Source organism: Methanobrevibacter sp., from assembly GCF_030539665.1.
Classification (GTDB): domain Archaea; phylum Methanobacteriota; class Methanobacteria; order Methanobacteriales; family Methanobacteriaceae; genus Methanocatella.
In genome coordinates this window covers 41549-63006 of record NZ_JAUNXR010000002.1, presented here as the reverse complement: position 1 = coordinate 63006, position 21458 = coordinate 41549, and the positions used below count along the sequence as shown (strand labels likewise).

Here is a 21458-nt window from a genome sequence, read left to right as displayed (position 1 = left end):
TAATTGATATACTGTTTTTATTCATGCAATCGAAAAAGATTTTTTCTTAAGTAGATACTCATGAAACCAATTAACCAATGAACAATTGTTCATGGGGGATAATATGACACAAGATGTAATAGAAGCGGTGAAGAAGGCAAAAGAAGAGTCAAAGCCGAGGAACTTCACACAGTCTATGGATGCTATTATTAATGTCCGTGACTTAGATGTCAAAAAACCAGAAAATAGGTTTAATGAGGAAGTTACTCTTCCTAATGGCCGTGGCAAAGAAGTAAAAATCGGAGTCATTGCTGATGGGGAACTCATTGTTCAAGCTAAAAACGCTGGTGTCGATCTTGTATTAAACAAAGAGGATTTAGAAGCTTTAGGAAAAGACAGAAAAGCAGCAAAACGTGCAGCAAACTCTGTTGATTTCTTTGTAGCTCAAGCTGATATGATGCCACTTGTTGGTAGATTTTTAGGTCCAGTTCTTGGTCCACGTAATAAAATGCCAAAACCAGTGCCAGCTAGTATCAAATTAGATCCACTTTTAGAAAGGTTACAAAATACCATTAAAGTAGGTATTAAACAACAACCTTCTATCCAAGTAATTGTTGGAAGTCAAGATATGACCGATGAAGAGATAGCTGAAAATATTGAAACTGTTCTTACTGTCTTAGACCGCCAATTAGATAAAGGAAGAAGTCAAATAAAATCCATGTTTATTAAAACAACTATGGGTCCAACTGTGAGGGTGATCTAGATGGCTCATGTTGCTGAATGGAAAAAAGAAGAAGTTAGTGAACTCAAAGGGTTAATAGACTCTTATGATGTTGTTGGAATTGTCGACTTATTAAACATTCCAGCAAAACAGCTCCAAGAAATGAGAAAATCTCTCTTAGGAAAAGCTGTTATAAGAATGTCTAAGAAAAATCTTATTGATTTAGCACTTGAAGATTGTAATTCTGATAAAAACGATATCACTGATTTATCCGATTATATGGATGGTCAAGTTGCTATCATTGCAACTGAAATGAATCCTTTCAGATTATACAAAATCTTGGAAGACAGCAAAACTGCAGCTCCTGCAAAACCAGGATCCATTGCAGTTGATGATATTGTTATTCCAGAAGGGGACACTGGATTTGAACCAGGTCCATTTTTAGGAGAATTACAACAAGTGGGTATTCCTGCTAAAATTGACAAAGGTAAAATTGTAGTTTCAAAAGAAACCGTACTTGTTAAAGCAGGTGAAGAAGTATCCGCTAAAGTAGCTAGTACTTTAAGCAGAATGGATATTAACCCAATGGAAGTAGGTATAGATTTAAAAGCAGTATATGAAGACGGAGCTATTTACACCTCTGATGTACTCGCAATCGATGAGGAAGAAACCATAGCTAAGGTTCAAGATGCATTTACAAAAGCATTCAACATATCTGTATATGCAGCAATACCTACAGAGGAAACAATATCTGCAATTATCTCAAATGCATACACCAAAGCATTCAACGTTGCTATGGAAAGTGCTTATGCAACCTCAGAAACTTCAGAACCATTAATTGGTTTAGCACAAGCAAAAATGTTAGCATTAGCAAACCTTGTTGCTGATACTGAAGGAGCTTTAGACGATGAATTAGCAGAAAAATTATCTAATGCTGCTGCAGCTACCGTTGCAGTTGTAGAAGAAGATGAAACTGTTGATGAAGTGGAAGAAGAAGAGGAAGAAGAAAATGCAGAAGAAGAAGCAGCTATGGGATTAGGTGCTTTATTCGGATAAAATTAAAATTTAAAATTTTTTAAAACTAACAATAATTTAATAAAAAATTAAATTTCATTACAAAATAAATGGTGATAACATGGAATACATATATGCGGCAATGATTTTACACAGCGCAGACAAAGACATTAATGAAGAAAATGTTAAGAGTATTATAGAAGCAGCAGGTATCGACGCAGATGATGCTAGAATCAAAGCATTAATCGCAGCTTTAGAAGATGTAGACATCGAAGAAGCAATGGAAACTACTGCAATGGCAGCAGCTCCTGTAGCAGCAGCTCCAGTAGAAGCAGCAGCTGAAGAAGAGGAAGAAGAAGACGAAGAAGCAGCTGAAGAAGAAGCAGCAGCTGGTTTAGGTGCTTTATTCGGATAGATTTTCTATCCCACCTTATCTTTCTTACTTTTTTTGGATCTTATTTTAACAAACAACTATTTTTATAACAACTATTTTTTACTGACTTTTGCATGTTGGAGAAATTATTAATTTTTGAACTTTTTTTAACCCTGTAGGGGGTCTATTTCATTTTCAGTTAAAAAATTGCCCATTCGCTGATTTTCTTTTTTTTAAATTAGAAATGCTAAAAAATAATAAAAATAAATTTAGAAAACAGAAATTTTATTTTCTTATACAGAATTTTCAAAGTCTTTTGTTGTTAAATTCAGCTTATCTGTTGGAATGATTGTTCCTATAAATGAAGCTGCAATTAACCAAGGTATTATTGACAAATCAAAACATAAAAGCAATAACAATGCAACAGCTATTGGTTTTTTCATCAAAACGCCTAACATGGAAGCAACTATGATGGCCACGGAAAATCCTACGTTTACATTAAATAATAATGACAATCCACACCCTATAATGATTCCAGAAAATATCACTGGGAAAAATGGCCCTCCTTTCCATCCGGATTTAATGCAGATATTGGTTAGAAGCAATTTTATCAGGCCGATTACGATTAAGAGGAGCGGTGTGTAACTTGCATATGTTTGTAAAATGATTTCCATATTTTCCTGTCCTGAGAAAAGTGTCAGTGGTAAAAAAGTACCGCAAATGCCCAATATCAATCCTCCAATCAAACAGGTAACTAAAATATCATATTTAAAACTAATCTTTTCAAATAATTTCAATGTGAATTTATCAAAAAATAGATAGATGATTCCAAATGCTGATCCGATAATGGCCATTGGTATTGCCATCATTCTTTCAAAATTGGTTATATTGTAGTTTTCAACATGAGGAAAACCTCCGGATAAGCCAAAAATCTGACCCAACGCATAAAACACAAGCAAAGCTCCAAAGATACATATTAAATTACTATACATTTTCTTTTTGGTATTTATTTCATTTTCTATAGGTGCCACCAGACCATACAATGGTGCTAAAAATATTAAAGTGAAAACAGAATTTATACCTGCATCACAAATTTCATAAACATTTTTGTTAAAGAAGGCCATGTACTTGCTTATCCAAATACAAAGAATTATTATAATACAGCATAACCCTGCTTCAGGACCAATGCTTCCTCCAAAAATTATGGGAATCAATGCACTTATGAATATGACAATAATATTTTCGCTTTTTAGTTTTTCCTTGTTTTTGACTTTTTTAATCAAAACATCCATTTCGTAAATTGTTTCGCCATATTTCATTTTAACTAAGCCTAAAATCAATCCTCCAATCAAACATGTTATAATTGGATATATTTTTAAACCTGAGAAATTGGGAAGAATATTCCATAAAAGATTTGTTCCAATATTCATAGTTTTCAAAAATAACCATACGATTATCGCAAAAATACAGCCCATTAAAAAACAGCCGGAGTAATATGTTAAATTTTTTCTAATAATGTTCATTATTGATTATTTTGGTATTTTAGGATAATAAATATATTCATATACTTGAATTTGATGGGTAAAGCCTCATGATCAAAGTTCTTAATACATCAATATCAATAATTAATGGGAGCTTCAAAAGATGGCAGATTGGAAAAATTAATGGAGTTGGGATGTGCTGCCACATTAGAAATTTCACTTATGAATATTGGAGGAATTATTAATTTTTGAACTTTTTTTTTAATAATTGCCCTTTCATTACCTTATTTTCGCATATTTTCAGCTTAATCATTCCTAGAATCTATTTTAAAATATGGATTTCTAAGCATTATTTTTAGTTTTTAAGAGTTTTTAGCTATTTTTTCAAATTAATCATTACCCTTTCATTACCATAAATGGAATAGCTTGATATTTCGGGAAAAATTATTTTATTGAATGAGGGAGGACTATGAATTTGAAATATGGAATCATCTTATGTTTACTTAAAGAAGCTCAACGACAAGAATCTAATTAAAAAGTTAGGGAGAGGTAGAAATACTTATTATGGGCTGTTTGATAATTACATATAAAACTAGTAAATATTATTATTGTTGAAAATAAATATTATAATGATTTACTTTTTTAAGCTGATATTATGGTAGAAATATTTGAAAAATTAGGATATAAACTTCAAAAGTGTGAAACTTGTGGACAGGAGTTTTATTCTCAGATTGATAGGAACACTTGTGGTGATGCTCCTTGTGATGAGTATTCATTTATTGGAAATCCTGCAACTGATAAGCCTTACACTCTTTATGAAATCCAACAAGTTTTTAGAGAATTTTTAGAAAAAGAAGGCCATACTCATATATCACGTTATCCAATTTTAGCAAAAAGATGGAGAGATGACGTATTTTTAGTAGGAGCTTCCATTTTCTGTTTCCAACCATGGGTAACATCTGGTTTAGTAAAACCTCCTGCTAATCCTCTTGAAGTAGCTCAACCTTCCGTTCGTTTGAACGATGTGGACAACGTTGGAAGAACAGGTAGGCACATGACATGTTTTACAATGGGGTCACATACAGTTATCAATACGGAAGACGAGTTTATTTACTGGGAAGATGAAACAATAAGGCTCTGTCACGAGTTCTTCAAATATATCGGAATGGACACTAAGGAAATTACCTTCATCAAATCCTGGTGGAGCGGAGGAGGTAATGAAGGACCTTGTTATGAAGTCTGCGTTAGAGGAGTGGAATTGGCCACTTTGGTTTTCATACAATATGAAACCCTTGAAAACGGTGACAAAAAAGAAATTCCAATCAAGGTAGTTGATACAGGTTATGGGCTTGAAAGAATCGCATGGATCAGTCAAGGAACTCCTACTGCATATGACGCCTGTTTTGCACCTGTTGTTAATAAGCTGATGGAATTGACCGACGTTAAACTAAACACCGAAATTCTTTCACGTAATGCGGAAATTGCAGGAATGATGGATATTGAAGATATTGGGGACATCAAAGAGTTGCGTCAACAGGTTGCAGATAGTTTAGGAATTTCCTTGGAGGAACTTCTAGAGTCAGCCGAACCTATGGAAGCAATTTACATCATAGCTGATCATACTCGTTGTCTTGCATTCATGTTGGCTGACGGTATTATTCCATCCAATGTAAAAGAAGGTTATTTGGCTCGTTTGGTTTTAAGAAGAACCATTAGATTCATGAAAGAGCTTAACATGAAAGAATCTTTAGCTGAAGTAATGGAGATTCAGCTGGAATTTTTAACCAAGTTTTATCCTGAAATTGAAGAATCTAAAGATCATATCATGAACATCATATCTCTAGAAGAGGAAAGGTATCAAACCACTATTAAAAAAGGAAGAAGTATAGTTTCCAGACTAATTAAAAAGCTTAAAAAAGACAATGTGGAAGAAATGCCTTTGGAAAAACTTATTGAGGTTTACGATGCAAATGGAATTCCTCCAGAAACAGTTGAAGAGATTGGAAAATCAATGAACTTCACAGTTAATGTTCCTGATAATTTCTTTACACTTGTTGCAAATGAACATGAAAAAGACAAGGTTGCTAAAAAAGACTTGTTTAACTTTGATTGTCCGGAAACCGAATTGCTGTTCTATCAAGACTTCGAACAACAAGAATTTGAAGCTGAAGTTTTGGATGTTATTGAAAAAGACGGTAAATTGGCTTTGGTCTTTGATAAAACCACATTCTATCCTGAAGGGGGAGGTCAACCTTCAGATATAGGTAAAATATCTTATGATGATGTGGAATATGAAATCGACTATGCAGAAAAGGTAAACAATGTGGTTCTTCACCATGTCGTTGCAGACAATGACGATTTCTCCGAAGATGTCTTGAATGACTTGATTGGTAAGAAAATCAATGGGGTTATTGATTGGGATAGGAGAATAACTCTTGCACGCCATCACACAGCCACTCACTTAATCGTAGCTGCTGCAAAAGAAGTTCTTGGAGATCATATTTGGCAAGCAGGTGCACAAAAAGGAATCCAACGTTCAAGGATTGACTTGTCTCATTATAAGAGAATTTCACAATCAGAAATCAATGAAATTGAAAGAATAGCTAATGAATTTGTAATGGACAATATTGAGCTGGATATTCAGTTCCATTCAAGGGATGAGGCAGAGCAGCTTTACGGATTCAGACTCTATCAGGGAGGTATAGTTCCTGGAAGAGTAATTCGTGTTGTTAAGGTTCCTGGAATTGATGTTCAGGCATGTGCAGGTACTCATATTCCAAGAACTGGTGATATAGGACCTATTAAGATCAACAAGACCGAAAGGGTTCAGGATGGTGTTGAAAGAATTGATTTCTCAGCAGGTATTGCTGCAGTCAACTCCATACAGCATGAAAACGATCTTCTATCAAAAAGTTCCGAAATATTCAAGGTTGAGGCTGAACAGTTGCCTAAAACCTGTGACAGGTTCTTCAGTGAATGGAAGGCTCAGAAAAACGAAATCGATAAGCTAAAATCAGAAATCGCATCTCTCAAGATGAATTCATTAAGTGATGATGTTGATGAGATCAACGGTTTGAGAGTCATCAAACAACTAATCGATGCCGATTTCAAGGAACTTCAAAAGATTGCCACTGATTTCACCGACAATGACAAGGCAGATGTTGCAGTCATTGGAAATAATGACGGTAAGATTGTTGGTGCTGCATCTCAAAAAGCTATTGATGATGGAATCAAAATAAACGATATTATCAAGGAGGCAGCTGGACTTCTTGGTGGTGGCGGTGGTGGCCGCTTGACATTGGCACAAGGTGCAGGTCCGAATAAGGAGAAAATGGAAGAAGCATTAGAGACAGCTATTGGCTTAATCTAATCGTTTTCCTTTTTTATTTTTTTTTGCAAAAAATTATATATCATACCAAATATAAATAATATCATTAATATATATGCTTGGTATAATGATGGATATACATTTTTTATTATTATTAGCAGGTTTGGTTCTTTTTGCAAGTGTGCTGTTCACTAGGTTCACTTCAAAGATTGGAGTTCCAATACTTGTTGTATTTTTATTTTTAGGAATTTTTTTGGATACTGGACGTTTTGTTCAGAATTCGATTAGTAATTATAACTTGGTTCAATCGATTAGTATCTTTGCTCTTATAACAATCATGTTTTCTGGTGGTTTGGATACTAGTTTCGGTCATATAAAGCCCGTTTTGAAGGAAGGAATTTCATTGTCTACAGTTGGGGTTTTCATAACCTTTATTGTGGTTGGATTGTCCGTACATTATATTTTCAATATGGATTTGATGTTGTCCTTGCTTTTGGGAGCTACAGTTTCATCTACAGATGCTGCTGCCGTATTTTCCATTTTCAGGACTCAGAACATGAAAATCAAGTACGATTTGGACAATATTCTGGAACTGGAGAGTGGTACAAACGATCCGATGGCTTATATTATTGTAATTTCAATCATCCACTTGATATTGCACCCTCAAACTTCAATGGTGCAAATTGTTATACAGTTCATAGTATCCTTGGTTGTAGGATTTATTGGAGGTGCTCTTTTAGGAAAAGGACTTTCAATATTTCTTGCAAGGTTAAAATTGCCTATTGAAGGTTTATATCCTGTTTTGCTGGTGTCTGCAGCAATTTTATCCTATGCGATAACAGAATACTTTGGCGGAAACGGATTCTTGGCAGTATATATAGCTGGAATCATTATAGGTAACTGTAAAATCAAATATAAAGAGTTGCAGCTGTCATTTTTCGACGGATTTGCTTGGGTTATGCAGATTATAATGTTCATATTGTTAGGGGCATTCACAGATCCTTCAGAATTGCTGACAGTTTTCGTCCCTGCATTAATAATATCAATCGTTTTGATATTTGTCGCAAGGCCGATTGCCGTTCTAATCACATTGGCTCCGTTTAAGCTGAATATGAGGGCAAAGACATTTATTTCATGGGCTGGTGTTAAAGGTGCAATCCCTATCGTATTTGCATTCTATCCGCTCGTTGCACAAATACCTGATGCGATGACATTGCTAAATACGGTTATGGTTATCACCTGTATGTCAGTATTGCTCCAAGGTTCCACACTGAAAGTGGTTGCTAAACATTTAAATTTGTTGAATTAGGTGATTATGTGGATTATACTTTAATAATTGTCAGATATGGGGAAATCGGTCTTAAAAGTCCGAAGGTAAGATCAAGATTTGAAAGAAAGCTGGTAAAGAACATAAAGGCGGCCAGCGATTGTGAAGTTGAGAGGAGCCAGGGAAGAATCTATGTTTATCCGAAAAACATGGAAGAAACACTCAATAAATTAAATAAGATATTCGGTATTGTTTCATATTCTCCTGCCGTTACAACATACACCAATACTGAGGATATTGATTCTACACTTGAAAAATATGTTGATGTTTTATTGGAAGGGGGAATTCTAACCTCCGAAACAACATTTGCAATCAAATGCAGGCGTGTTGGAAATCATGACTTCACATCTCAGGAAATGGCTGGTCATTGTGGAGCCGTGGTGGTGCGTAAGGTGGGTTGTCCCGTTGACCTGACAAATCCGGAATTAACAATATACGTTGAAATAAGGGATAATGAAACATTCATTTATCATGAAAAGGTTGAAGGGCCTGGAGGTTTGCCTTTAGGAACTCAAGGTAAGGTAATATCATTGTTATCAAGCGGAATAGATTCCCCTGTAGCTACTTATATGATGATGAAAAGGGGATGTGAGGTTATCGCCCTTCATTTTGATGCAGAACCTTATACCAAACCAAAGTCACGTGAAAAATTCGATGATTTGGTTGATGCATTGAATGTATATGCTGCTGGCGTTCCAATACAGAAAAGAATTGTTAAGTTTGGAGATTACTTAAAGAAATGTAAAGATGATGCTCCTGAGAAAATGACCTGTGTTCTATGTAAATCAGGAATGTATCAGGTTGCTTCAAAGCTTGCAGAAAAAACAGGGGCTTTGGCTCTTGTTGATGGTAGCAGTGTAGGCCAGGTGGCTTCCCAGACACTTGCCAACATATTGGCCACTAGAAATGACTCTGAATATCCTATATTGAGTCCTTTGATTGGTTTGGACAAATCAGAAATTCAAAAGATAGCTGAAAAGATAGGTACCTTTGAGATATCCAAAGTCGACGATGGGGGTTGCGATGCAGCTCCTAGGTATCCTGAAACCAAGGCGGATATTGAAAGGGTAAACGAAGCAAAAGATTCAATGAATCAAAAGGAGGCAGTAGAAGAGGCTTTCAATAATATTTCTAAAGAATAATTTTATTTTAATTCTTTTTTATTATTCTTTTAAAACATAATAATTAAATACTATACAAATCAAAAATAAATAATGTATAGTAACTAGTAAATTTTTAAGTTATATCTTAAATTTTTACAATAGTTAATGCTTATAATTCACTTACAAGTGAAATCTAATAATTTTGAGGTGTTTTGAAAATGAAAACAACTATTAGTGTAATCAAAGCAGATATTGGAAGTGTTTCTGGACACTGTGTTGCTCATCCTGAGTTAATGGATATTTGTGACGATGTATTAAACGATGCTTTAGAATCTGGTATTTTAACTGATTATTATATAAGCCGTTGTGGAGACGACATTGATTTGATAATGGCTCACCAAAATGGTGAAGAAAATCAAGAAGTACACGAAACAGCTTATAACGCTTTTATGAAAGCTACTGAAAGAGCACGTGAATTAAAGTTATATGGTGCAGGTCAAGATTTATTATCTGATACCTTCTCAGGAAACATTAAAGGTATGGGTCCTGGTGTAGCTGAAATGGAATTCAAAGAAAGACCAAGTGATCCTGTATTGGTATTCTGCTGTGATAAAACCGAACCTGGTGCATTTAACATGCCTATTTTCAAAATGTTTGCAGATCCATTTAACACTGCAGGTCTTGTTATTGACCCAAGTTTACACGATGGTTTCAAATTCGAAGTATTTGATGTAATCGAACACAGAAAAGTTATTTTAGACTGTCCTGAAGAAATGTATGATTTACTTGCTTTAATTGGTTCTACTGGAAGATACGTAATTAAAAGAGTATGGAAGAAAAACGGTGAAATTGCAGCTGCAATAAGTACTGAAAGATTAAACTTAATGGCTGGAGAATATGTAGGTAAAGATGACCCTGCAGCTATTGTAAGAGCACAATCAGGATTCCCAGCTAACGGTGAAGTAGTTGAACCATTTGCATTCCCTCACATGGTAAGTGGATGGATGAGGGGATCTCACAACGGTCCTTTAATGCCTGTATCTGAAGAAGATGCAAACCCGATCAGATTCGACGGACCTCCAAGAGTAATTGGTTTAGGTTTCCAAGTTGCTGATGGTCAATTAATTGGTCCTGTAGACTTGTTCGATGACCCTGCTTTCGACCCTACCAGAGAAGAAGCAGCTTTAATTGCAAGTTACATCAGAAGACATGGTCCATTTGAACCTCACAGATTACCTGCTGAAGAAATGGAATACACTTCATTGCCTGGTGTAATGGAAAAACTCGAAGAAAGATTTGAAGATATGGAATAATTTTAACTAATTATTCTTTTTAACTTTTTTTTTAAGATATAATGAATAAAAAAACAGGCATTGCTATTTTGATATCCGTGATAGTTATTGCTATGGCTTTATGCGCTTCTTTTGTAATCTTAACTGGCAATGCAGAATCTAAAAACGCAAATGTTGCCAACAATACGACCAACGTTACAGAGAACATTACAAATGTAACTGAAGACATAAGTTCAGGTTCTTCAAGCAAGAATAGTGGGGCATATGGCTACTGTGCCATTTGTGGGGCAGCACTATCAGCATCAGAAGCAAATGATGATTATACTCAAGGTAAAGTTTGCAGAAGCTGTGCAAAAAATCCATACTATCAGTCAAGCCCAGGGTCAGATTATGCAAATCAGAAATTGTATGAAAAGTATCCTGAGGAGTATTCCTGGATGGATAAGAATAACAACGGCTTGAATGACGGTCTTGAATAATTAACATTTTTTTAATCTCTTATTTTTTTAAGATTGGCAAATGCCGATTTATTGCTATTTGATTTCTTTTAATTCTTTTAACAAACAGCATGTAATATGCTTATTGATACGTTATTGGCTCTTTTTAACACATAATTACATTTATATAAATATATTCACATATTATTAGTCATGTCATTTTTATCGTTAATTTTAAAAAATCCATTTAGGAATAGGACCAGGGCATTTCTGGCAATTGTCGGTATTGGTATTGGCATTGCTACTATTGTTGCTCTTGGTGGAATTACTGATGGTTTAATAGCTAGTGCGGAGGATACTCTTCATTCAGGAGGTACTGACATTACAATTACAGGTTCCAGTTCCACTTCCGTTTCTGATCAATCCTCCATGTTTGGAACTACGAAACTAAATGAAAGCTGGGTTGATAAAATTAAAAAAGAAAAGGGAGTCACTGAAGCGGTTGGAGTATATTCAAGTACAATTCCACACGATAACAAGATAATGTCATTGGTTGGAATAAATCCTAGTGATGTTAAGTTTGCAGAATTGAATATAATAAAAGGCCACATCTTCGCCGATAGCGATGCTAAGGAAATCATTGCAGGTAAGGTAACTGCCGAAACAAACAATGTGACTGTCGGGGATGAGATAACAATCGGAGATGAAACATTCAAGGTTGTTGGAATTTTCGAATCAGGTAATTCCAATCAGGATATGAGTTATTTCATGACTTTGGACAACATGCAGGATTTAATGGATGATGAGGGAAACATATCTTCCATTTTTGTTAAGGTAGATCCTAAAATGGAGCCTGAAGAGGTTGGAGATGCATTGGAGGATAAATATGACGATAACATAACCGTCATTTCCTCACTTTCTGACTTGGGGATGGCTAAAGACTTGATTGATATGCTTCATGGTGTTTCATTCGGTATTTCATTGTTGGCTATTGTAATCGGTGGTGTTGGAATCATTAACACTATGCTCATGTCTGTTCTTGAAAGAACTCGTGAAATTGGTGTTTTGAAGGCTGTAGGTTGGTCCAATAAAAAGATTTTGATGATGATTATTGCAGAGTCAATAGTATTGACAGTTGCTGCAGCCATTGTAGGTACCATTGTCGGTATCATTGGTGTTGAAATCTTCATGAGCCTTAACATTCTCGGTGGAATGAGTGCAATATTTACACCACAAACAATTGTCGAGGCATTTTCAATTGCTATAATCGTCGGTATAATCGGAGGGGTCTATCCAGCTATCAAGGCTGTCCGCTTGCCTCCGACAGAAGCTTTGAGGTATGAGTAGGTGATATATATGAGCAATATTGTTGAGATTAAAGATTTGGTTAAAACATATGAAAAGGGAAATATCAAAGCTTTAAACGGCATCCACCTCACTATTGAGGATGGTGAGTTCGTATCTATCATTGGGCCTTCAGGTTCCGGCAAGTCCACTCTTTTAAACATGTTGGGTGCTTTGGATGTTCCTGACAGTGGATACATTAACGTTGCCGGCTTCGATTTAACTTCCAACAAGAAATTAAATGAGTTCAGGGGAGACAAGATAGGTTTCATTTTCCAGCTTCATAATTTGATTCCAAACCTGTCAGTTGTTGAGAATGTTGAGATTCCTATGTTTACCAAGAAATGGGGCTCAAAAAAGATGCGTGAAAGGGCTCTTCACTTGTTGGATATTGTTGGACTGGAGGATAAGGCCAAAATGAAGCCAAACCAGTTGTCTGGTGGTGAGCGTCAAAGGGTAGCTATTGCACGTGCATTGGCTAACGAGCCTTCAATCATTCTGGCTGATGAGCCCACAGGTTCTCTTGATTCAAAAACAAGTAACAAGATTTTAAAACAGCTCAATGAACTTCATAAAAAGGAAAACGTAACTTTGATTATGGTTACTCATGATATGGATGTTGCTAGATTGGCTGATAGGGTCATTGAAGTGTTGGACGGCAAGATTAAGACTGACGCTGATGATTCTCTTTTGGACAGTGAAATCAAAATTCACTAGTCTCTTTTTTTCTTTTTTTCAAAACATTTAAATTTTATATCATATAATTTTTATATATTGCGTGTTTTTATAAAAAATGGTGAAATTTAAATGTCGTTTTTAAAGTTAATTCTTAAAAATCCTTTCAGGAGGAAAACAAGCGCTATTCTAGCTATTGTGGGAATTTGTATTGGAATAACTACAATCGTAGCACTTGGAGGTATTACTGATGGACTTGTTGGTACCTTTGAAGACACAATTCATGCAGGTGGAGCCGACTTTACCGTAACTGGAAAAGATTCAGGTAACACTGCCTACGGAACCAATACGATCAGTTCCAACTGGACCAGCATAATAGCATCAGTAGAAGGAGTAAACAGCACATTTCCTATTTATGTAACTCTTACAAACGTTGATGGAAATCCAATGTTTACGTTGATAGGAATAAATGCAAATGCAACCGATGCTGCAGAAATGGAAATAACCAGTGGAAGAATATTCAAGGAAAATTCATCTGAAATAGTCGTTGGTAAAATTTTTGCTGAAAATAAGAATCTGTCAATAGGGGATTCCGTTTCTGTTAATGGAGAAAAATTTGAAATAGTGGGAACCTTTGAATCAGGTGATCAGGGAAGTGACGGGGGTGCTTTCACATCAATTTCAAAAGTCGGTGAGATTTCTGGTGATGAGGGCAGCATAAGTAACGTTTATGTTGTGGTGGATAAGGAATCTGACCCTAAAGAAGTTGCAGACAGGATAGATGAAAAATATGGTGAAAATATTACAACAGTGTCTTCTGTCATGGAAATGAATCAAATGGCTGACATGTTGAATATGTTAAAGTCAGCATCTCTTGCGATTTCTCTTTTAGCTATCGTTGTTGGTGGTTTGGGCATTATCAATACAATGCTGATGTCAGTATTTGAAAGAACTCGTGAAATTGGAGTTTTAAAAGCAGTAGGATGGTCCAATAAAAGAATTTTACTAATGATTGTAGGTGAATCTCTTGTTATTACTATTTTATCAGCTATTCTAGGATCCATTATAGGATATGTTGCTGTTACAATTGCAGGGCCAATGATTGGCATAACTCCTATATTCACATTACAGACATTTGCACAGGCATTCATCATAGCCATTGCAGTCGGAATAATTGGTGGAATATTCCCTGCTATGAAAGCAATGAAATTGCCTCCGACTGAAGCTTTGAGGTATGAGTAGGTGTTATCTATGAGCAATATTGTTGAAATTAAAGATTTGGTTAAAACTTATGAAGACGGAAATATCAAGGCTTTAAACGGCATTAATCTTACAATCGAGGAAGGAGAGTTTGTATCTATTATCGGACCTTCAGGTTCTGGAAAATCCACTCTTCTTAACATGTTGGGTGCTCTTGATACTCCAGATTCAGGTTCAATTTCTGTTGCTGGCTATAATTTGGAATCCAATAAGAAATTAAACGAGTTTAGAGCTGACAAGATAGGCTTTGTTTTCCAGCTTCATAATTTGATTCCAAACTTGTCAGTTGTTGAGAATGTTGAGATTCCTATGTTTACCAAGAAATGGGGCTCAAAAAAGATGCGTGAAAGGGCTCTTCACTTATTGGATATTGTCGGACTGGGGGATAAGGCTAAAATGCTTCCTAATCAGTTGTCCGGTGGTGAGCGTCAAAGGGTTGCTATTGCACGTGCCTTGGCTAATGAACCATCCATTATTTTGGCTGACGAACCAACAGGGTCATTGGATTCAAAAACAAGTAACAAGATTTTAAAACAGCTAAACAAGCTCCATAAGGAAGAGAATGTAACTTTGATTATGGTTACTCATGATATGGATGTTGCCAGATTGGCTGATAGGGTCATTGAAGTGTTGGACGGCAAGATCAAGGCCGACGCTGATGATTCTCTTTTGGACAGTGAAATCAAAATTCACTAGTCTCTTTTCTTTTTTTAAATCAATCCATGAATCATACGAAGGGCATCTAAAAGCCCATGGCTATATTCGATACAGCCGAATGCAGTTCTATAATCCTCTTTTTCCAAATAATACTTGGAATCATTCATATAGTCTACTGCCCTATCATAAACTTCCTTTTCTTCATTTTCAAAGGTAATGTCGGCTACCTGATTCAAGTTTCTCTCTAATTTTGCAATGTCTATGGCTATTTTTTCCGGACTTTCTAGATTACTCATTTCAACTGCCTCCATACATGATAAACTCTTTGAACAACTGTAATGTATGATATGATCACTAAAAATATGATTATGTATGTGAAATAGATTGGCGCCGTTAGATATCCTACAACAGATCCAATCATTAGGATAATCAGTCTAACTGCACGCTCTGCAATACCAACATTACATTCTACTCCTTGTGATTCTGCTCTTGCTTTTACATAGCTGATTGTCAATGCAGAATGTATTGCAAGAATTCCTATAAACCAGTCGCAATAGCCTCCGAAGATTATTCCAATATAGATTATTCCATCAGCTATTCTGTCAATTGTTGAATCAAGAAAAGCTCCGAATTTGGAGGTTCTTCCATGAAAACGAGCTACTGCACCATCCACAACATCTAAAAATCCGCTTAAAAGAATGAATGTCGCACCTAAAAGTATTATTTTCTCTCCATAGGCAATGGCTGAAAGCAACGCAATGAATGGAGAAACCAAAGTGACGATATTTGGATTTATATTGATTTTTTCAGCGATTGGATTTAAAATTCTTGTTAAAAAAGGTCGTAGACTCTCAAGCATAAGTATATATAAAGAAGTTATTCATATATAATTTTTAGGTAGTTTCATGAAAATATTAAAGACCGATACAAAAAATTTCGATAAATCAATAATAGGGGAAGCTATTGAAGTAATGGCTAATGGCGGGGTTATCTTATATCCTACTGATACCGTTTACGGATTGGGAGCGAATATTTTCAATAGAAATGCTGTTAAAAAGATTTTTCAGATTAAAAACAGATCTCCCCTAAAGCCATTGTCAATTTTAATTTCTTCAAAAAAGGCCATTGATATTGTGGCTAAAGTCGATGTTGAGGATAAAAAGATCATCGACAAATATTTGCCTGGGCCATACACATTTATTTTGAACAAAACAACTGTAGTTCCAAGAACAGTTACTGGTGGCCTTACCAAGGTTGGTGTCAGGGTTCCTGATTATAATATTGCTTGTCAGCTGGCTAATTTATTCCCAATCATTACTACAAGTGCGAATTTAACTAATGAAGAAACCTTGAATAATCCTGAAGATATTTTAAAACAATTGGATGTTGATGTGGATTTAGTTATTGACGTTGGGGAGCTTGAAAACAATAATCCTTCAACCATTGTAGATTTAACATCGGATAAACCTGTTTTCACTAAACGTTAATTTTTATAATCTTTAAATTACATAATGATATATATGAAGCCTTTAGCTAGTTTTGATAATGATGGTAAGATTCCAACAAACTCTAGACTGGATGTTCTTTTAGAGGGAGGGGTTGAAAAGGGTACTATAACTCAGGTTTTCGGACCTCCAAGTTCAGGTAAAAGTAACATTGCATTATCTCTTGCAGTCAATGTGGCTAGAAATGGTAAGAAGGCCATTTATATTGACACTGAAGGCGGAATATCTTTAGACAGAATTAAACAGATTGCCCAATCTGATTTTTCCGAAATAACAAAAAACATTTTTGTTTTGGAACCTACTAATTTTACAGAGCAAATAGATTCCTTAAAGACATTGAACCTATGGATAGCTAGAAATCATGAGGGTGTTGATTTGATAATTCTTGATTCTGCAGTTGCGCTTTATCGTGTGGAGGACACTCCATATTCCATGTTAAATAAGGAGTTAGGTAAGCAGATGGGGATTTTATCAAAAATCGCTAGAAAGTTCAACATTGCAGTATTTTTAACCAACCAGATTTATTCCTTTAATGATGATGGTAAAAAGAGCATCAATCCTGTAGGTGGGGATATTCTACAGTATTGGAGTAAAACCATGATCCAGTTAGAGAAATGCAATGATTTGCATGAGAGAATGGCCACCATCAAAAGGCATAGGAATGTGGCCGAAGGCAAAACAGCCAAGTTTAAAATTACTTCAAAAGGAATTATTTGATTGTTTTATATTAATAATAAATTAATAATTCATTTAAATATTGTTCAATTAATTTATTAATAAGGAATTAAATAAATATAATTTAATATAAAATTAACTTTTTTATGTGATAAAAATGGATGGAAAGAAAATAGGCATGAAGCCTATAAAAAGATATGAAAAAATTGAGAGGAAACCCCCTAAAGGTTATGACTCAGCTAATGATTTCTTTGAAGCAGTATTCATGGATAAAGACATGATTTGGATGGGTCAAAATACAAACCATTTGGTCGGTGATGTTATAGCTGATGCTATGGCTTCTTGTGTTTTAGAAAAGGAATATTGTAAATATCCTCCTCCAGAAGGTTTTTCAGAACTTAAAAAATTAATATTAAACGATTTAGGATTCGAAGATTTTGAGGTATTTTTGACTGCAGGTGCAACAGAGTCCCTTTACCTTTGTATGCATGCTTTATTGGAACCTGAAGACAATGTAATTACTTGTGATCCTGGTTATTTGATTATTGGAACTTTTGCAGATAGATTTGCCGATGAAGTAAAGTACGTTCCAATTTATAATGAGGAAAATGATTATAAATTGACTCCTCAGCTTGTACGTGAAAATCTTGACGAAAACACTAAAATGATTATATTAATCGATCCACTTAATCCATTGGGTGTTTGCTATACAGAAGATGAAATCAAGGAATTTGCCCAAATAGCTATTGAAAACGATATCTATCTTTTGCATGACGTAACATACAAAGATTTTGCTCGTGAACATTTCTTGGTTGCTGATTATGCTCCGGAAAATACTTTAACCGTTTACAGCTTCTCCAAAATATTTGGAATGGCTGGTGTTAGGATTGGTGCAGTTATTTCAACAGATTATATAATTGAAGCTATTAAAAATGTTGTGGTAAATGATTTGGGAGTTAATATAATCGCCCAATATGGAGCTATCAAAGGTCTTCAAACCAAAGACGAATGGATGGATGAAGTCCGTGAAATAACATTCCATAATCAGAAATTGATTAAAGAGACTGTAGATAAGATAGATGGCATATTCTTACCAGTATATCCTTCCGACGCTAACATGATGGTTATTGATGTTTCAGAAGCGGGAATCAATCCAAAGGAATTGTCTGAGTACTTACTTGAAAGAGAAATATTCACAAGGGAAGGGGAATACACCAGTAAACTATTTGGAGACAAATATTTGCGTGTAAGTTATTCAATTCCAACAAACGAAATTGAAGTTTTCTGTGAAGAATTCCCGAAAGCCATTGAAGCTTTAAGAAAAAATTAGAGAGATATGAGATTTAGATACCATAAACCAATTCCTGATGCCTATGAGGTAGCAAATCCTAAAAATCCTAAAAGGGAAATAAGTGTTAAGGACTTTAAGTCATTTGAAGATTTGGCTCATGATTTTGGGGTAGATGGTATTAGGTACTCTAAACTTTCAGAAGAATTTAAAAAAGAGTGGGATATTGATTTTGACAATGTTATCACTCTCATTTATATTATTTCTGACGATATTCTTAAAATGAAGCAATCAAAAGAAAAAGCAATATTGTTGGATGACGAATTTCAGGATATCGGTAGGGATATTTACAGATTGGCTGATTTTTTAAGAAGTTCTGGTTATGAGGCTAATATATTGCATCCTTTAGATGATAGGATAAGCTTAAGGGCAATTGCAATGCAATCTAATGATTGCGCTATTCTCAGAAGCAATATGTGTCTGTTTAAAGAGGGATTGGCTAGTGGATTTTTCCAAATAGCAACTTCTATTGACAATCTTCCTTTCAAGGATGAAAATGAAATGCTTTGGGTGGAGGATTATTGTAAGGATTGTGGAAATTGTATTAAGAAGTGTCCTCATGACGCTTATGATGAAAATGAAAAAGTTATTAAAAAGGTATGTCTGGCCCATCATGAGGGTTGTAGTGTTTGTATGCTTAAATGTCCATTTTATAAAAAAGGTTATGATAAAATTAAAGAAAAATATTTTAAAAAATTGAAAAAAAAGAGGTAGTGGGTATGAGTGAAAAAATAGCTTTAGTTTCTTGTAGTGGATTAAGTCCTTTAGGTTTAGTTGTAAGGGCGGCAACAGTTGAATTGGCTTTGGATGAGGACAATATTGTAGCGGCTTGTATTACTGAATACTCTGCACAACCAAACCAATGCAGCCCAATTTTAAATGATGCGAATGTTGTATCCATTAGTGGCTGTGAAGATGATTGTACTTCCGTAATTTTGGAAGAGAAGGGAATTGATGTTGTAAAGAATATTCCTGCTGAAAAAATAGTAAAAGAATTTGATTTAAATCCTAACGATGCAGCTAGATTGGATGAAGATGGGGAACTGGCTGTTAAAAAATTAAAAGAAGTAATTTTAAAAGAATTAAAAGATTTATAATCAATCTGTAAGATAATAATATTCTCCTAACTCTTTTTGTTCACGGTCAAGATAACTGTCAAGCTTGTTGACTCTTGGCCTTTTTGTTTCTTTATCTCTTCTGAAGGTTACATTAAGATTTCCTAAGAATTTGTTCATAGATGTTCTTAAGTCAGTCGGTTTTGATGCATGGCCTTCAATACCTGGTGTTCCGTCAAATACCATTGCCCTGTCGGAGATATAGTCGATAAATACAATATCGTGATCAACAATCAATGATGCTGCGTTTCTACTTTCGATAATTTTACGGATAACACGTGCTGCCACTAACCTTTGCTCAACATCTAGGAATGCTGTTGGTTCGTCGAACAGATAAATTTGAGCATCTTTTGAAAGTGTTGCAGCTATTGCCAATCTTTGAAGTTCTCCTCCGGATAATGTTTTAACTTCCTTTTCAAGCAAATCGTTTAATTGCAATGGCTTCATTATCTCGCTGTCAAAGATTTTGGATCCGTAGCTTGGAGCATGCATGTATAAAAAGTCCTGAACTGTTCCTTCAAAGTTTGTAACAATGTATTGTGGCTTGTAAGCTATTATTACTTCCTCATCAATCTCTCCGGTTGTAGGTTCGCTTACTCCAGCCAGTATTTTAGCAAATGTTGTTTTTCCAATACCGTTTGAACCGAATGCAGTCACTATTTCGTCATGATATATTTCACCTGCATCTACAGTCAATTTAAACTCCTTATAGTCTTTATCAAGGTCACTGTAGCTTGCAAGGGCATCACCATCTTCCTCTTCAGTTGGGGGCCTTATTGTAAATTCAATAGGATTTTTCCTGATTCTAATGTTTTCCTCTGCTAAAAATCCATTTATGTATGCATTAATTCCAAGCCTTACTCCTTTTCTTCCTGAAACAACACCGTATCCTCCAGGTTCACCATATAATATGTGGATATTGTCGGACAATGCATCAAGTGTAGCTAAATCGTGTTCGATTACAAGTACTGATTTGCCGTCTTCTGCAAGTGATCTGATTACTTTCACTGCATTGAGTCTTTGAGACACATCCAACCATGAGGTCGGTTCGTCAAAGTAGTAGAAATCCCCTTCTCTTAATACGGTTGCTGCAATAGCTACCCTTTGAAGTTCTCCTCCAGACAGGTTCTCCATTTTCCTGTCAAGAACATTTTCAAGATCCAATTCTTTACAAACATAGTCAAATTTGTTTCTTTCATCCACATTTGTAAGCAAATCCCTTACTTTTCCTTTTACAACCTTTGGAAGTTGATCTACCATTTGTGGTTTAAGTACGGTCTTTATTTTACCTTCGGAAAGTGCTTTGAAGTAGTTTTGAAGAGCTGAACCTTTGTAATGTTCTATTACATCATCCCAGTTTTCAGGCTTTTCGTCAAAGTTTCCAAAGTTCGGAATTAAATCTCCAGAAAGTATTCTCATGATTGTACTTTTTCCAATACCGTTCTGTCCTAAAAGACCTAAAACCTGTCCTTCAGTCAGGCTTGGAAGACCAAACAGTTCGAACTGGTTTTGACCAAATCTGTGGATAGGTTCTCCAATCGCTTCTGGTAAGTTAATAATTGTCACGGCATCAAACGGACATCTGTTCGTACAAATACCGCAACCTTGGCATAACTGTTCTGAAATTAAGGGTTTTTTGGTATCTTCATCAACCACTATTGTATCTTCTTCCATCCTAACTCCTGGACAGTAATGGATACAAAGATAATCACACTTCTTTGGTTGACATTTATCTTTATCTAATATAGAAATACGACTCATCTTATCTCCTTATAAAAAATAATAACTAGTTAATTTATTATATTTGTGGAATATATTTAATAT

At 35.2% G+C, this 21458-nt stretch carries 21 protein-coding genes; 17 read left to right on the top strand and 4 right to left on the bottom strand.

Annotation, left to right across the window (positions count from 1 at the left end; genetic code table 11):
• Positions 1-103 precede the first annotated feature (103 nt).
• The 3 genes from Q4P18_RS02815 to rpl12p all read left to right on the top strand — a co-directional run bounded on the left by Q4P18_RS02815 (position 104) and on the right by rpl12p (position 2129).
• Positions 104-742, top strand: coding sequence for a 50S ribosomal protein L1 (locus tag Q4P18_RS02815; RefSeq protein ID WP_303335313.1), 639 nt, complete (start codon positions 104-106; stop codon positions 740-742).
• Positions 743-1756: a 50S ribosomal protein L10 gene (locus Q4P18_RS02810; RefSeq protein ID WP_303335310.1), complete on the top strand. Its 1014-nt coding sequence runs from the start codon at positions 743-745 to the stop codon at positions 1754-1756.
• 79 nt (positions 1757-1835) lie between these two features.
• The gene (gene rpl12p / locus Q4P18_RS02805) at positions 1836-2129 is read left to right on the top strand and encodes a 50S ribosomal protein P1 (protein WP_303335307.1); all 294 of its coding nucleotides are present in this window, start codon (positions 1836-1838) and stop codon (positions 2127-2129) included.
• A gap of 251 nt (positions 2130-2380) precedes the next feature.
• Here rpl12p and Q4P18_RS02800 read toward each other — a convergent pair whose 3' ends face one another.
• The gene (locus tag Q4P18_RS02800) at positions 2381-3562 is read right to left on the bottom strand and encodes a chloride channel protein (RefSeq protein WP_303335304.1); all 1182 of its coding nucleotides are present in this window, start codon (positions 3560-3562) and stop codon (positions 2381-2383) included.
• 661 nt (positions 3563-4223) lie between these two features.
• On the opposite strand from Q4P18_RS02800, the gene alaS reads away from it, so the two are divergent.
• From alaS to Q4P18_RS02755, 9 genes are all read left to right on the top strand, one after another.
• Positions 4224-6938, top strand: coding sequence for an alanine--tRNA ligase (alaS, locus tag Q4P18_RS02795; RefSeq protein WP_303335302.1), 2715 nt, complete (start codon positions 4224-4226; stop codon positions 6936-6938).
• 88 nt (positions 6939-7026) lie between these two features.
• Positions 7027-8205, top strand: coding sequence for a potassium/proton antiporter (locus tag Q4P18_RS02790; protein WP_303335300.1), 1179 nt, complete (start codon positions 7027-7029; stop codon positions 8203-8205).
• Between the two features lie 8 nt (positions 8206-8213).
• On the top strand, positions 8214-9365 hold the full coding sequence (gene thiI, locus Q4P18_RS02785; protein WP_303335298.1) for a tRNA uracil 4-sulfurtransferase ThiI: 1152 nt from the start codon (positions 8214-8216) through the stop codon (positions 9363-9365).
• Positions 9366-9544: 179 nt separating this feature from the next.
• The gene (gene fbp, locus Q4P18_RS02780) at positions 9545-10639 is read left to right on the top strand and encodes a fructose-1,6-bisphosphate aldolase/phosphatase (RefSeq protein WP_303335295.1); all 1095 of its coding nucleotides are present in this window, start codon (positions 9545-9547) and stop codon (positions 10637-10639) included.
• Positions 10640-10680: 41 nt separating this feature from the next.
• Complete coding sequence (locus Q4P18_RS02775) at positions 10681-11097, top strand: hypothetical protein (protein ID WP_303335293.1); 417 nt, start codon at positions 10681-10683, stop codon at positions 11095-11097.
• 171 nt (positions 11098-11268) lie between these two features.
• Positions 11269-12402 carry an ABC transporter permease gene (locus tag Q4P18_RS02770; RefSeq protein WP_303335290.1) on the top strand — a complete coding sequence of 378 codons (1134 nt, stop codon included), beginning with the start codon at positions 11269-11271 and terminating at the stop codon, positions 12400-12402.
• Positions 12403-12411: 9 nt separating this feature from the next.
• Entirely contained in the window at positions 12412-13116 is a 705-nt protein-coding gene (locus tag Q4P18_RS02765) for an ABC transporter ATP-binding protein (protein ID WP_303335288.1), read from the top strand.
• Positions 13117-13206: 90 nt separating this feature from the next.
• The gene (locus Q4P18_RS02760; protein WP_303335285.1) at positions 13207-14316 is read left to right on the top strand and encodes an ABC transporter permease; all 1110 of its coding nucleotides are present in this window, start codon (positions 13207-13209) and stop codon (positions 14314-14316) included.
• A 9-nt stretch (positions 14317-14325) separates the two neighbouring features.
• On the top strand, positions 14326-15030 hold the full coding sequence (locus Q4P18_RS02755) for an ABC transporter ATP-binding protein (protein WP_303335283.1): 705 nt from the start codon (positions 14326-14328) through the stop codon (positions 15028-15030).
• Positions 15031-15044: 14 nt separating this feature from the next.
• Here Q4P18_RS02755 and Q4P18_RS02750 read toward each other — a convergent pair whose 3' ends face one another.
• Together Q4P18_RS02750 and pgsA are read right to left on the bottom strand one after the other, a co-directional pair.
• A complete protein-coding gene (locus Q4P18_RS02750; RefSeq protein WP_303335281.1) occupies positions 15045-15287 on the bottom strand; it encodes a DUF357 domain-containing protein in 243 nt (80 codons plus the stop codon).
• Positions 15284-15850 carry an archaetidylinositol phosphate synthase gene (gene pgsA, locus Q4P18_RS02745; protein WP_303335279.1) on the bottom strand — a complete coding sequence of 189 codons (567 nt, stop codon included), beginning with the start codon at positions 15848-15850 and terminating at the stop codon, positions 15284-15286. The genes Q4P18_RS02750 and pgsA overlap by 4 nt, the downstream gene beginning before the upstream one ends.
• Positions 15851-15896: 46 nt before the next feature.
• Between pgsA and Q4P18_RS02740 the strand changes: the two genes are divergently transcribed.
• From Q4P18_RS02740 to Q4P18_RS02720, 5 genes are all read left to right on the top strand, one after another.
• Positions 15897-16478, top strand: a complete 582-nt coding sequence (locus Q4P18_RS02740; protein WP_303335277.1) for an L-threonylcarbamoyladenylate synthase — start codon at positions 15897-15899, stop codon at positions 16476-16478.
• Between the two features lie 33 nt (positions 16479-16511).
• Positions 16512-17213 (top strand): DNA repair and recombination protein RadB, encoded by a 702-nt coding sequence (radB, locus tag Q4P18_RS02735; RefSeq protein WP_303335275.1) that lies wholly within the window; start codon positions 16512-16514, stop codon positions 17211-17213.
• Positions 17214-17328: 115 nt separating this feature from the next.
• Positions 17329-18501 (top strand): pyridoxal phosphate-dependent aminotransferase, encoded by a 1173-nt coding sequence (locus Q4P18_RS02730; protein WP_303335274.1) that lies wholly within the window; start codon positions 17329-17331, stop codon positions 18499-18501.
• Between the two features lie 6 nt (positions 18502-18507).
• Positions 18508-19233: a 4Fe-4S binding protein gene (locus tag Q4P18_RS02725; RefSeq protein ID WP_303335272.1), complete on the top strand. Its 726-nt coding sequence runs from the start codon at positions 18508-18510 to the stop codon at positions 19231-19233.
• A 5-nt stretch (positions 19234-19238) separates the two neighbouring features.
• A complete protein-coding gene (locus Q4P18_RS02720) occupies positions 19239-19616 on the top strand; it encodes a putative zinc-binding protein (RefSeq protein WP_303335269.1) in 378 nt (125 codons plus the stop codon).
• Here Q4P18_RS02720 and Q4P18_RS02715 read toward each other — a convergent pair whose 3' ends face one another.
• Positions 19617-21395: a ribosome biogenesis/translation initiation ATPase RLI gene (locus Q4P18_RS02715; protein WP_303335267.1), complete on the bottom strand. Its 1779-nt coding sequence runs from the start codon at positions 21393-21395 to the stop codon at positions 19617-19619.
• Between the last annotated feature and the right edge of the window lie 63 nt (positions 21396-21458).

Coding starts and splice junctions, on each gene's coding strand:
- radB (WP_303335275.1), top strand. CDS start 16,512: ATGAAGCCTTTAGCTAGTTTTGATAATGATGGTAAGATTCCAACAAAC.
- Q4P18_RS02750 (WP_303335281.1), bottom strand. CDS start 15,287: ATGAGTAATCTAGAAAGTCCGGAAAAAATAGCCATAGACATTGCAAAA.
- pgsA (WP_303335279.1), bottom strand. CDS start 15,850: ATGCTTGAGAGTCTACGACCTTTTTTAACAAGAATTTTAAATCCAATC.
- rpl12p (WP_303335307.1), top strand. CDS start 1,836: ATGGAATACATATATGCGGCAATGATTTTACACAGCGCAGACAAAGAC.
- Q4P18_RS02720 (WP_303335269.1), top strand. CDS start 19,239: ATGAGTGAAAAAATAGCTTTAGTTTCTTGTAGTGGATTAAGTCCTTTA.
- Q4P18_RS02725 (WP_303335272.1), top strand. CDS start 18,508: ATGAGATTTAGATACCATAAACCAATTCCTGATGCCTATGAGGTAGCA.
- Q4P18_RS02730 (WP_303335274.1), top strand. CDS start 17,329: ATGGATGGAAAGAAAATAGGCATGAAGCCTATAAAAAGATATGAAAAA.
- Q4P18_RS02715 (WP_303335267.1), bottom strand. CDS start 21,395: ATGAGTCGTATTTCTATATTAGATAAAGATAAATGTCAACCAAAGAAG.
- Q4P18_RS02740 (WP_303335277.1), top strand. CDS start 15,897: ATGAAAATATTAAAGACCGATACAAAAAATTTCGATAAATCAATAATA.
- Q4P18_RS02775 (WP_303335293.1), top strand. CDS start 10,681: ATGAATAAAAAAACAGGCATTGCTATTTTGATATCCGTGATAGTTATT.
- Q4P18_RS02765 (WP_303335288.1), top strand. CDS start 12,412: ATGAGCAATATTGTTGAGATTAAAGATTTGGTTAAAACATATGAAAAG.
- alaS (WP_303335302.1), top strand. CDS start 4,224: ATGGTAGAAATATTTGAAAAATTAGGATATAAACTTCAAAAGTGTGAA.
- Q4P18_RS02810 (WP_303335310.1), top strand. CDS start 743: ATGGCTCATGTTGCTGAATGGAAAAAAGAAGAAGTTAGTGAACTCAAA.
- Q4P18_RS02760 (WP_303335285.1), top strand. CDS start 13,207: ATGTCGTTTTTAAAGTTAATTCTTAAAAATCCTTTCAGGAGGAAAACA.
- Q4P18_RS02770 (WP_303335290.1), top strand. CDS start 11,269: ATGTCATTTTTATCGTTAATTTTAAAAAATCCATTTAGGAATAGGACC.
- Q4P18_RS02815 (WP_303335313.1), top strand. CDS start 104: ATGACACAAGATGTAATAGAAGCGGTGAAGAAGGCAAAAGAAGAGTCA.
- Q4P18_RS02800 (WP_303335304.1), bottom strand. CDS start 3,562: ATGGGCTGTATTTTTGCGATAATCGTATGGTTATTTTTGAAAACTATG.
- Q4P18_RS02790 (WP_303335300.1), top strand. CDS start 7,027: ATGGATATACATTTTTTATTATTATTAGCAGGTTTGGTTCTTTTTGCA.
- fbp (WP_303335295.1), top strand. CDS start 9,545: ATGAAAACAACTATTAGTGTAATCAAAGCAGATATTGGAAGTGTTTCT.
- Q4P18_RS02755 (WP_303335283.1), top strand. CDS start 14,326: ATGAGCAATATTGTTGAAATTAAAGATTTGGTTAAAACTTATGAAGAC.